Raw genomic sequence first — 12,896 nt, 5'->3', positions numbered from 1 at the left:
GTAGACGGAACGCGAGGGGCGATGAACGAAGTGCTGACGGACTCGGTGGACAATACGGTCATGCACTACCTGGTTCGAGAAGGATGAGCCGCGACCGTATGACGGACGGCCCCGACGACGAATCGACGACCCGTCCACGTGCCCGGCGCGTCCGGCCTCGGCGGCCACGGGCCCGTCGGGGCACCACCGCACTGCTGCCCCAGCTTCTCGCCGCTGCGGTCGAGATCGACCCCACCGCGGATGCGCTCGTGTCCGGAGACCGCGCGGTGTCCTACAGCGAGCTCGACCGACTGTCGTCCCAGATCGCGCGCGTACTGATCGAGCGAGGTGTCGGCCCCGAGGACATCGTCGCGATCGCGATCACTCGTTCCATCGAGTCCGTCGTCGCACTGTGGTCGATCGCCAAGACCGGAGCCGCGTTTCTCCCTGTCGATCCCACATATCCCGCCGATCGCGTGCAGCACATGCTGACCGACTCGGGCTCTCGCGTCGGCCTGACGACGTCGGCCTTTCGGGACGATCTCCCCGGTTCCAGCGAATGGACGGTCCTCGACGACGCGTCCTTCCAGGCGTCGCTCGACGCCGTTCCCGACGACAGAATCGCGGTGTCCGATCGGGTCTCGCCGCTGCGTGCGGACAATCCTGCCTATGTCATCTACACGTCGGGATCGACGGGCCTGCCCAAGGGCGTCGTCGTCACGCACACGGGACTGGCTGATCTCGCAGGCGAACAACTCGACCGATACGGCTTGACCGGACGGTCGCGCACCCTGCACTTCGCGTCACCGAGCTTCGACGCGTCGATTCTCGAGCTGTTGCTGTCGGTGGCGTCCGGATCCGCGATGGTGATCGCTCCGACCGACGTCTACGGAGGGGACGAACTCGGTCGATTCCTACACGACAACAAGGTGACTCACGCGTTCGTCACGCCTGCCGCCCTGGCGTCCGTCGACCCGGCAGGCCTCGACGTACTCGAGGTCGTCGTCGTCGGTGGTGAGAGCTGTCCTCCTGAACTCGTCGACAAATGGGGCCGGGATCGACGGTTCTTCAACGCGTACGGTCCGACGGAATCGACTGTGGCAAGCACCATCTCGACAGCCCTGACGCCGGGCGACGCCGTGTCGATCGGTGACGCGATCGCAGGCACCAGTGCGTTCGTGTTGGATCGCAGGCTGCGTCCCGTTCCGACCGGCGTCGCGGGTGAGCTCTACCTCGCCGGTGCCGGGCTCGCACGAGGTTACCGATGGAAGTCGGCGCTGACGTCGGACCGCTTCGTCGCAAACCCTTTCGTGGACCCTCAGGAGAGCAACCCGCGACATGACCGGACTGTCGGCGCACGGATGTACCGCACCGGTGATGTGGTGCGGCGGAATTCGTCGGGTTCGTTGGAGTTCGTCGCCAGGAACGACTCTCAGGTCAAGGTCCGCGGATTCCGTATCGAACTGGGTGAGGTCGACACGGCGCTGACGGCGCACCCGTCCGTCGCGTTCGCCGTCACCGTCGGCCACGACGGGCCGGCCGGTGACACCGTACTCGTGTCCTATGTACGTGCAGTCGACGGTGCTCGACCGGATGCCGACGAGTTGTCCGCATTTGCCGCGAAGTCGTTGCCCAAGCACATGATTCCGTCGTCGATCATGATCATCGATGCGATTCCGCTGACGCCGTCGGGCAAACTCGATCGCGACAAGTTACCCGAGCCTGTCTTCGTCGCGAAGGAGTACCGCGCACCCGACACCGAGGCCCAGATCGCGGTCGCAGCGGTCTTCGCCGAGATCCTCGGTGTGGATCGAGTCGGAGTGGACGACGACTTCTTCGAGCTCGGCGGCAACTCTCTGTCCGCCACTCGTCTCGCGGCCCGGATCGGTGCCGCGCTCGATATCAGCTTCGGCGCGAAAGAGGTGTTCGACGACTCGACCGTCGCCGGCCTGGCCGCTGCGGCGGAGCTGAAGTTCGGCGGTCCTTCTCGGGTGACGCTCGGCGCGGACCCGAGGCCAGCCCGAATCCCGCTGTCGCTGGCTCAGCAGCGAATGTGGTTCCTGAACAGGTTCGACACCGAGTCCGCTGCGTACAACATTCCGATCGCGATCAGGTTGACGGGGGAGCTGAACGAGACCGCTCTCCGTTCTGCTATCGATGATGTCGTCGCGCGACACGAGCCGCTTCGGACGGTCTACCCATCCGATGCCGAGGGGCCGACGCAGGTCGTCCTGCCCGACACCGAGGCCGTCGACATCGAGGTGCTCGACGTCGCTCCGAGCGACATCGTTCACACCGTGCAGCAGTTGGCGGCCACGTCGTTCGACGTGACGAGCGAAGTGCCCCTTCGTGTTCGGCTGTATCGGATCGGCGAGTCCGACTACGTGCTCGCCCTCGTCGTGCAGCATATTTCCGCTGATGGCAGCTCGATGGGTCCGTTGACGCGGGACCTCATGGTCGCGTATGCGGCGCGTGTCGGTGGAGTTGCTCCCGGGTGGAGTCCGTTGCCGGTGCAGTACGCGGACTTCGCGGTGTGGCAGCGTCGTGCTCTCGGTTCCGAGAACGATCCGAGTTCGGTTGCGTTCGATCAGCTTTCGTTCTGGAAGACCGAGCTCGCGGGTCTGCCTGATCAGATCGAGTTGCCGACCGATCGTCCACGTCCTGCGATGCAGTCGTTCGCCGGGGGCAAGGTCGATTTCAGTATCGACGCCGACGTGCAGGCTGCGTTGACGGGTCTGGCACGCGGAATGAACGCGACGTTGTTCATGGCCGTTCATGCGGCGTGGGCTGCGCTGTTGTCGAGGTTGTCGGGTTCGACGGACATCGCGGTGGGATCTCCGATCGCTGGTCGGGGCGAAGCGGCGTTGGACGATCTGATCGGAATGTTCGCCAATACGTTGGTGTTTCGGACCGAGGTCGATCTCGGTGCCAGTTTCGAGGAGTTGCTCGCATCGGTGCGCGAGGCCGATGTGCGCGCTTTGGCGAATGCGGATGTGCCGTTCGAGCGCCTGGTGGAAGTCCTCAACCCGGCGCGTTCGACGGCCCGTCATCCGTTGTTCCAGGTCGGCCTGTCGTTCCAGAACCTCGACAAGGTCGATCTCGAACTACCCGGCCTGACCGTGTCCGCCGTCGACGCCGATGCCGAAGTGGCACAGTTCGATCTGCATCTGATCCTGTCCGACCAGTACGACGAGCACGGCGCCCCGAGCGGAATCGGAGGAACGCTCAAGTTCGCATCTGCATTGTTCGATGCGTCGACGGCGGAGACGATCGCCCGGAGGTTCGTCGCGTTCGTGTCCGCGGTGGCAGAGGATTCGGCGCTCGCTGTAGGTGACGTGGAGATCGTCGATGCGGCCGAGCGGGACGTGGTGGTTCGGTCGTGGAACGACACCGAGCACGTCGTGGATTCGGGTGCGACGTTGGTGTCGCTGTTCGACGCGAGTGTGGTGGCGGCTCCCGATTCCGTTGCGTTGACGTTCGAGTCGGGTTCGTGGACGTATCGCCAGTTCGGTGAGCGTGTGAATCGTCTTGCGCGGCATCTGATCTCGCTGGGTGTTGGCCCGGAGTCGTCGGTTGCGGTGGCGATGCGGCGTTCGGAGTCGATGGTGTGGGCGATGTTCGCCGTGGTTGCGGCAGGCGGCGCGTATGTTCCGGTGGATCCGGATCAGCCTGCCGATCGCACCGAGTACATTCTGTCGACGGCCGACCCGGTGGTCGTGTTGACGTCTGCGTCCGATGGTGTCGTGAGCGTCGGTTCGCTGTCGGCGGTCGATGTCGAGTCGATCGATCTGAGTGGATTCTCGGGTGACCCTCTGTCGGATGTGGATCGGGTTGCGCGCCTTCGTCCGGACAACAGTGCCTACGTGATCTTCACGTCGGGGTCGACGGGACGCCCGAAGGGTGTTGCGGTGTCCCATCGGGCGGTGGTGAATCAGCTCGAGTGGATGCGTGCCGAGTACGAGTTGGACTCCTCGGATGTGTCGTTGCTGAAGACTGCCGCGACGTTCGATCTGTCGGTGTGGGAGTTGTGGTCGTGGGCAACGATCGGTGGCCGGTTGGTGATCGCGTCGGCGGACGGTCATCGTGATCCGTCGTATCTGGTCGATCTCGTCCGACGTGAGTCGGTGACCACGTTGCACGTCGTGCCGTCCATGTTGGGGGCGCTCACTGTGGAATCGGGTGGGGTACTGCCGGATTCGGTGCGTCGAGTCCTGGCGATCGGTGAGGCGTTGCCTGCGTCGACGGCGGAGGCGGTGCTGCGCGGTGGTGGTACGCGGCTGGACAACGTCTACGGGCCGACCGAGGCGGCAGTGTCGGTGACGTCGAACGAGGTCGTCCTTCCTGTCGGGTCGGCGGTGCCGATCGGTCGGCCGGAGTGGAATTGTCGTGTGTTCGTGTTGGATTCGCGGCTGCATCCGGTTCCTGCGGGTGTCGTGGGCGAGTTGTATCTGTCGGGTGTGCAGTTGGCGCGCGGGTATCACGGTCGGGTGGATCTGACGTCGGAGCGGTTCGTGGCCGATCCGTTCGGTTCGGGCGGTCGCATGTACCGAACGGGCGACTTGGTTCGGTGGACGTCCGGCGGTGTTCTCGACTACGTGGGTCGCTCGGATTTTCAGGTGAAGGTGCGTGGTTTCCGCATCGAGCTCGGTGAGATCGAGTCGGTGCTCGGCGCTGTCGACGGTGTTCGCGACGCTGTGGTGTTGGCGCGTCGTGACGAGCGGGTCGGCGACCGGTTGGTTGCGTACGTGGTCGGTGATCCGGGATCGGGTGTCGATGTCGATGTCGATGTGTTGAGAAGTGCTGTCGGAGAATATCTTCCGTCGTATATGGTCCCGTCTGCGTTCGTGACGTTGGACGCGTTGCCGCTCAACGTGAACGGAAAGCTCGATCGACAAGCGCTGCCCGAGCCCGAGTTCGAGCCACGTGTGTTCCGTGCGCCGACGACGTCGGTGGAGGAATCCGTCGCCGCGGTGTTCGCGGATGTGCTCGGAGTGCCGCAGGTCGGGCTCGACGACGACTTCTTCGAGCTGGGTGGGAACTCGTTGATCGCCACGCAGGTGGTCGCACGGCTGGGCGACAGCGTCGGATTCTCGGTTCCGCTCCCGTGGATCTTCACCGACTCGACCGTCGAGGGACTGTCGCGCAGAATCGCCGACGGCGAGCGGGACGGCGCACAGGGTGCGCTCGACCCGGTTGTCCGTTTCCGAGAGCCGACCGCAGGACGCATTCTGTGGTGCCTCCATCCCATCGTGGGCATCTCGTGGCAGTTCGCGGGCCTCGCCGCACATATCGATCGAGACAAGGGGCTCTATGCGCTGCAATCTCCAGCGCTGACCGAGTCGGACTGGTCCCCGTCGAGTATCGAGGAATGGGCGGCGCGCTACGTCGACGAGATCCGACGCGTACAGCCTGCCGGGCCGTACGAGCTTCTCGGATGGTCGCTCGGAGGTGTTCTCGCACATGCAGTCTCGGTACAACTGCAGGCTCAGGGCGAGACGGTGTCGTTGCTGGGCATGATGGACAGCGTCGTGGGATCTGCCGCGACGACAGGAGAACTTCTCGAACGATCCGGTGCGGCACCTGCGACGCCTGCCGACCTGTTCGGCGGGCTCGTACCGGGTGACGTCGACGACGTAGACATGTCTCCGGAGGGCATCGCGCGGCTGTTGTCGTCGGTGCCGTCGCTCGGCGAGATCACGACGGACCGGATCGAACGTGTGCTCGTCGAAGCCGAGCGTGCATTCGAACTGATCGACCGGTACGTTCCCGGCCGGTACGACGGCACCCTCGTCTACTTCGCGGCCGGCTCCGACGACGAGACCGGTCGGATCGGTGCCGATGGCTGGAACGCAGCGGCGGACGATGTGGAGAACCACGTCCTTCCCTACTCGCACTGGACGATGGCGTCGCCCGAGGCGTTGACCATGATCGGGTCGATAGTGAACAGGTAATGCGCTTCGGTGAACAGGTGATGGGCATTGTGTGGATTGTCCGAATTAGAATTCCGGAACACCGGTAAGCGATCATAAACAGTCGAATTATCGGTTATCGGGCATCGAAAAAACGGCCAGTCTCTTTCCCCGGTAGGTATCGGTTCGCGTCGAACGTGCAGGTCGGAGCGTCTAAAGCAGTTACTGCGCAGGTCATTCCGTGTTCGCAGGAAATTTGCAGAATCGTGTTGTAATTGACCGTTGTGCCGAGTCCTCGTCGTTACATCGCGTCGACGATTCATTCGGTGCAATCGGTGAGACGCGGGGTTTCACCTGAACCGAGCCTTCCGGGGGTTGTGCACGTATGAGTTCCAGGTCGTCCACGGAAACGTCTTCCGACAAGACGGACGGCAAGAGAGAGAAGCGAACGCCGCGAGCCCGGAAACCCCGTCGCTCGCGGGCTGTACTTCTCCCCGCTCTACTCGCCACGGCGGTCGAACGCGATCCGAGTGCCGTCGCCGTGGTCGACGGTGATCGCAGCATCACCTACGCGGAACTCGATACACGATCGTCGCGGCTGGCCCGGTTGCTGATCGACGACGGCGCAGGCCCGGAGTCGATCGTGGCCGTCGCCGTGACCCGCTCCGTGGAGTCCATCACCGCCATCTGGGCCGTGATCAAAGCCGGTGCGGCGTTCCTTCCCGTCGACCCGTCGTATCCGGTCGAGCGCATCCGTCACCTGCTGACCGACTCGGGCGCGGCTCTGGGCGTCACGACTGCCGCATACCGCGAGGCGCTTCCGTCGTCGTGCAGCTGGTTTGTCCTGGATGACGACGCCTTCGTGAGCCGCGTCGAGCAGTACTCGAGCGAGCCGGTGTCGACGAGTGATCGCACCGCGACGCTTCGTGCCTCGAATCCCGCGTACGTCATCTACACCTCCGGTTCGACAGGTCTTCCCAAGGGTGTCGTCGTGTCGCAGGCAGGCCTCGCGGACCTGTGTGCCCACTCCGTTCGTGCGTTGGGCGTCACCGCGTCGTCGCGCACACTGCATTTCACGTCGCCCAGCTTCGATGTGTCGATCTTCGACTATCTGATCGCGATCGGTTCCAGCGCGACGATGGTAATCGTGCCGCTGGACAACTACGGCGGCGACGAACTGAAAGAACTGCTGAAACGTGAACGCGTCACACACGGATTCAGCACACCCGCAGCGTTGACGTCCATCGACGGCGAAGGACTTCCCGACCTGCAGGCGCTGGTCGTCGGAGGGGAGGCGTTCGGTGCCGACCTCGTCGCACGATGGGCGCCCGGTCGGAGTCTGCTCAATGGATACGGACCCACCGAAGCGACGATCTTCGCGACGATGTCGACTCCGTTGGCCGTCGGCGAACGTGTTGCGCTCGGCGATCCGGTCGAGGGCATGCGCGCCTACGTGCTGGACACACGTCTGTCGCCAGTGCCACCCGGTGTCGTGGGTGAGCTGTATCTGGCGGGCGGAGGTGTCGCGCGTGGATATCACGGTCGGCAGGCGCTCACGTCCGACCGATTCGTCGCTGATCCTCGCGACACCGCCGGTGGACGCATGTATCGCACCGGTGACATGGTGCGACGCGACGCCTCCGGCGCTCTGGAGTATCTGGGCCGCAACGACTTCCAGGTCAAGATTCGCGGGTTCCGTATCGAACTCGGCGAGATCGACGCGGTGCTCGGCGCTCGTGCCGACGTCGAGTTCGCGTTGACGATGGGCATCGACACAGGCGCGGGCGGCACTGCGCTGGTGTCCTATGCGTTGCCTGCGAAGGGTTGTGCCGTCGAGAGCGCGGAGCTGCTCGACTGGATGCGACAGTCGTTGCCGAAACACATGGTGCCGTCGGCGTTGATCGTGATCGACCACGTGCCGTTGACCGGTGCGGGCAAAGTCGACCGCGCTGCACTGCCCGCGCCCGTCTTCGAATCTCGCGACTACCGTGAGCCGTCGACGCCGACCGAGGAAGCGGTCGCAGCGGTGTTCGCCGAGTTGCTCGGTCAGGAGACGGTCGGCGCTGACGACGACTTCTTCGAACTCGGCGGAAACTCGCTGATCGGAACACAAGTGGCGGCTCGTGTCGGCGCGCGCTTGCACAAACGTGTGCCGGCTCGGTTGCTGTTCGACGCACCGTCGGTGTCCGCTCTGGCAGCAGCTATCGACACGCAGACCGATCAGGGTCCGCGCCTCGATCTGGTCGCCCGTGAGCGGCCCGCTCGGATTCCGCTGTCGCTCGCGCAGCAACGAATGTGGTTCCTCAACAGGTTCGATCCCACGTCTTCCGCGTACAACATTCCTGTGGCCGTGCATCTTTCGGGCGTCCTCGACGCCGACGCGCTGGCCGCTGCCGTCACCGACGTCGTCGAGCGACACGAGACGCTGCGGACGATCTATCCGAGTGACGCCAACGGACCTCATCAGGTCATCCTGTCCGCTCGAGACGCGTCGGTCGGTATCGACCGTCGTCGCACCACCGAACGCGACGTGACCTCGGATGTGCTGACGAGCCTCGGCGCGGCATTCGACGTCGAAACCGATGTACCCGTCCGTATTTCGTTGTTCGAGCTGACGGACACCGAGCACGTCCTCGTCGTGGTCGTCCATCACATCGCCGCCGACGGTTCGTCCGTCGTGCCACTGACGCGCGACGTCATGATTGCGTATTCCGCACGCGCACAGCGGGAAACGCCGCAGTGGGCGCCTCTCGGCGTTCAGTACGCCGACTACACACTGTGGCAGCGAGAGATGCTCGGAGACGTCGAGGACACCACCTCGACGGCCTATGCGCAGACGGAGTTCTGGAAGTCCGCACTCGCAGGCCTGCCCGACCAGCTGGACCTGCCGTTCGACCGCCCTCGGCCGCCCGTTCAGTCACTCGCCGGCGGTGAAATTCCGCTCGAGCTGGACGCCGAACTGCACCAGGCGTTGACGGAGATCGCCCGAGTGTCGAACGCGTCGCTGTTCATGATCATGCACGCAGCGTGGGCCGTGACTCTGTCGCGACTGTCGCAGCGCGGGGACATCGCCGTCGGATCGCCGATCGCCGGGCGTGGTGAAGCACAGCTGGACGACCTGATCGGAATGTTCGCCAACACCATCGTCTTTCGGACGCACGTGCGATGGGACGAGACGTTCGCGGACTTCCTGCGGTCCGTCAGGGACACCGACCTCGAAGCGTTCGCCCACGCCGACGTCCCGTTCGAGACGCTCGTCGACGCGCTCGACACGGTTCGATCGACCGCGCGTCACCCGCTGTTCCAGGTCGGGCTGTCGTTCCAGAACATCGCACGCACCGAACTCGTGCTACCGGAATTGACCGTCACCGGCGTCGAGGCCGATGCGAGTGTCTCGAAGTTCGACCTGCATCTGATCGTCTCCGATTCGTATTCGGCCCAGGGCGACCCGTCGGGATTGCAGGTCGTGCTGACGTACGCGTCGGCGCTGTTCGATCGCTCGACGGCCGCCGCGACGCTCGATAGGTACGTCCGAGTTCTACGCGCCATCGTGGCAGATCCGCGCATCGCGATCGGTGACATCGACCTGCTGGACGCCCCCGAACGCGTCGTGGCACTCGACACGAGGAACGCGACGGCGCGGCCGGTGGACGAGAAGTCGACGTTGGTCTCGCTGTTCGATGCGGCGGTCGACAAAGCACCCGATGCCACAGCCGTCGTGTTCCGTTCGGAGCGGTGGACGTACGCCCGGTTCGACGCGCGGGTCAACGCTCTCGCGCGGCACCTGGTGTCCCTGCGCATCGGGCCCGAATCATTGGTTGCGTTGGCGTTTCCGCGTTCGGTCGAACTCCTCGTCGCCATGTACGCGGTCGTGAAAGCCGGTGCAGCGTACGTGCCGGTCGATCCCGCGCAACCCGCGTCGCGCACCGACCACATCCTGCAGACCGCGGACGTGGCAGCGGTGTTGACATCGTCGGACGTCGGTTTCACGACGGATGCGCGTGTCCAGGTCGTGGAACTGGACGCTCTCGATCTCGGGTCCTACGCGAGTTCTCCCATCACCGATTCGGAGCGCGTGTCCACGCTGAGGCCGTCGAACACGGCGTATGTCATCTTCACCTCCGGCTCGACCGGCAAGCCGAAAGGCGTTGCCGTTTCGCATGCTTCGGTCGTCAACCAGCTCGAGTGGTTGCGGCACGAGTATCGGCTCGGTGCGTCCGATGCTGCGGTACTCAAGACTCCGGTCACGTTCGACCTGTCGGTGTGGGAGCTGTGGTCGATGCCGACCGTCGGCGGTCGCCTGGTCGTGGCAGAGCCGGAGCGACACCGCGAGCCCGAATATCTGAACGAATTGATGGCAGCGGAGGTCGTCACCACTCTTCACGTGGTTCCGTCGATGTTGGCCTCGCTCGTCTCCAGTGGCGCAGCAGGGCTGCCGGCAAGTGTCGAGCGGGCGCTCGTGATCGGTGAGGCGTTCCCGCCGCGCGCCGCAGCCGCGGTTCTGCGGGGCCACGAACTTCGAGTCGACAATCTGTACGGACCCACGGAGGCTGCGGTGTCGGTGACGTCGCACACCGTCGCCCGCGAGGTCGGAGAGGGCGATTCGATTCCGATCGGGTTGCCGGAGTGGAACACTCAGGTCTACGTTCTGGACGCCAGGCTGGCGCCGGTGCCCGACGGTGTCGTCGGTGAGCTGTACCTCGCTGGCGTTCAGCTCGCGCGTGGCTATCAGGGCCGCAGTGATCTGACGGCGGAGCGATTCGTCGCGAACCCGTACAGCGGTACTGCCAGTCGGCTGTACCGGACCGGCGACCTGGTTCGGTGGACGACGGCCGGGGTGCTCGACTACGTGGGTCGTGCGGACCATCAGGTGAAGGTGCGTGGATTCCGAATCGAACTCGGCGACATCGAGGCTGCACTGGGTTCTGTATCCGGTGTGAACGATGCAGTGGTCGTCGACCATGTCGATCGGCACGTGGGCACTACGCTGGTCGGGTACGTCGTCGGCGCCGTGGAACCGCTGATCGTGAAAAAGGCACTTGCGCAGTCTCTCCCGTCGTACATGGTGCCGTCGGTGATCGTCGTTCTCGATGCACTTCCGTTGACCGTCAACGGCAAGATCGACCGATCCGCGCTACCCGCACCGGTGTTCGAGACGACCACGTACCGTGCGCCGACGACGCCGGTCGAGGAGACCGTCGCGGCCGTCGTCGCGGAGGTGCTCGGGGCCGCTCGCGTCGGCGCCGACGACGACTTCTTCGCACTCGGTGGCAACTCCCTGCTCGCAACTCAGGTGGTCGCACGTCTGGGTGCTGCACTCGACACCCAGGTTCCGGTTCGGGCGATCTTCGAGGATCCGACGGTCGCTGCCCTCGCAGCGCGCGTCGAGGAGCATGCGGGGAGTGGAGCAGCGATTCCGCTCGTGCCGGTCGAGCGCCCCGACGTGATTCCGCTGTCGCTGGCGCAGCGGCGCATGTGGTTCCTGAACCGTCTCGACCCCCAGTCGGCAACCGAGAACATTCCGGTTGCAGTGCGCCTGTCGGGGACGCTCGATCTCGACGCGTTGGCCGCCGCGGTCCGCGACGTCATCGCCCGGCACGAGGTGCTGCGGACGATGTACCCCGAGATCGACGGAGTGGGAACGCAAGTGGTTCTCGGAGCCGACGAAGTAGATCTCGATCTCGTGCCCCGTTCGGTACCCGAGGATGCACTGGTACCCGAGGTGACAGCGGTCGTCGGCGCGCCCTTCGACGTGCAGTCGTGGGTGCCGCTGCGTACCCGTGTGTTGCGTGTTGCCGAGAACGAGCACGTGCTTGTGCTCGTCACGCATCATATTGCTGCGGACGGCTTTTCGATGACACCGTTGGCGCGCGACGTGATGATCGCGTACGCGACGAGGGCAGAGGGTAACGAGCCGACCTGGGCCCCGTTGCCGGTGCAGTACGCCGACTACACGCTCTGGCAGCATCGGGTGCTCGGTGAACCCGACGACCCGGAGTCGACCGGTGCTCAGCAGGAGCACTTCTGGCGCGCCGAGCTTGCGGGACTGCCGGAACAACTCGAACTGCCGACCGATCGGCCACGGCCACGCGCCGCGTCGGGACTGGGCAAGTCGGTCACCGTCGACGCGGGTGGCGAATTGCATGCGCGTATCGCAGAACTCGCGCGTACGCACCGAGCAACACCGTTCATGGTCGTGCATGCTGCGTTGGCAGTGCTGTTGTCGCGCATGTCCGGAAGCGCCGACGTCGCCGTCGGAACACCGATGGCGGGACGCGGCGACGCCGCACTGGACGACCTCGTCGGCATGTTCGTCAACACTCTCGTGCTGCGGACGCCGATCGACGGCACGGCATCGTTCGAGGACGTCCTGGCCGACGTGGCACGCATCGACCTCGCGGCCTTCGGCCATGCGGATCTACCGTTCGAGCGCGTCGTCGAGGTCGTGGACCCGCCCCGATCGCAAGGACGACACCCACTCGTCCAGGTGCTTCTCGCGTTCCAGAACACCGAGCGCACGACGTTCGAACTACCCGGTCTCACGGTGTCCGCCGTCGACATCGGCACGACGACCGCGAAGATGGACCTCCAGGTCACCGTCGTCGAGCACTGGGACGGCGATGGCAGGCCCTCCGGTTACGGCATCACCTTCACGTATGCGACGGACCTGTTCGACGACGCCTCCGTCGCCGAGCTCGCCGCCGCGCTGGTTCGCACGCTCGAGGCCGCCACGCACAATCCACGGGGGCCGGTGGGTGACATCGACCTGCTGTCCGCCGAGTCGCGGCGACGGATGTCGACTTCCTGGAACGACACTGCTCACGTGCTCGAGTCGGGTGCGACGGTGTTGGATGCGTTCGATGCGCGGGTGGTGGAGCGTCCTGATGCTATTGCTGTGGTGTTCGAGGGGTCTTCTCTGTCGTTTGCCGAGTTCGATGCGCGGGTGAATCGTCTTGCGCGGTATTTGATTTCGGTGGGTGCGGGTCCTGAGCGTGCGGTCGCGGTGGC

The 12,896-nt window shown here is 64.9% G+C and carries 2 protein-coding genes; both read left to right on the top strand.

Features of this window, described 5'->3' with window-relative positions; all coding sequences use genetic code 11:
• Positions 1-83 precede the first annotated feature (83 nt).
• Positions 84-5,930: a non-ribosomal peptide synthetase gene (locus CHB96_RS27060; protein WP_245866239.1), complete on the top strand. Its 5,847-nt coding sequence runs from the start codon at positions 84-86 to the stop codon at positions 5,928-5,930.
• Positions 5,931-6,273: 343 nt separating this feature from the next.
• On the top strand, positions 6,274-12,896 hold a 6,623-nt coding region (locus CHB96_RS27055; RefSeq protein ID WP_141136585.1), incomplete at its 3' end, for a non-ribosomal peptide synthetase.

Source organism: Rhodococcoides kyotonense (assembly GCF_900188125.1).
In the GTDB taxonomy this organism is placed as follows: Bacteria; Actinomycetota; Actinomycetes; order Mycobacteriales; family Mycobacteriaceae; genus Rhodococcoides; species Rhodococcoides kyotonense.
This window is presented reverse-complemented; position numbering and strand designations above follow the sequence as displayed.

Coding starts and splice junctions, on each gene's coding strand:
- CHB96_RS27060 (WP_245866239.1), top strand. CDS start 84: ATGAGCCGCGACCGTATGACGGACGGCCCCGACGACGAATCGACGACC.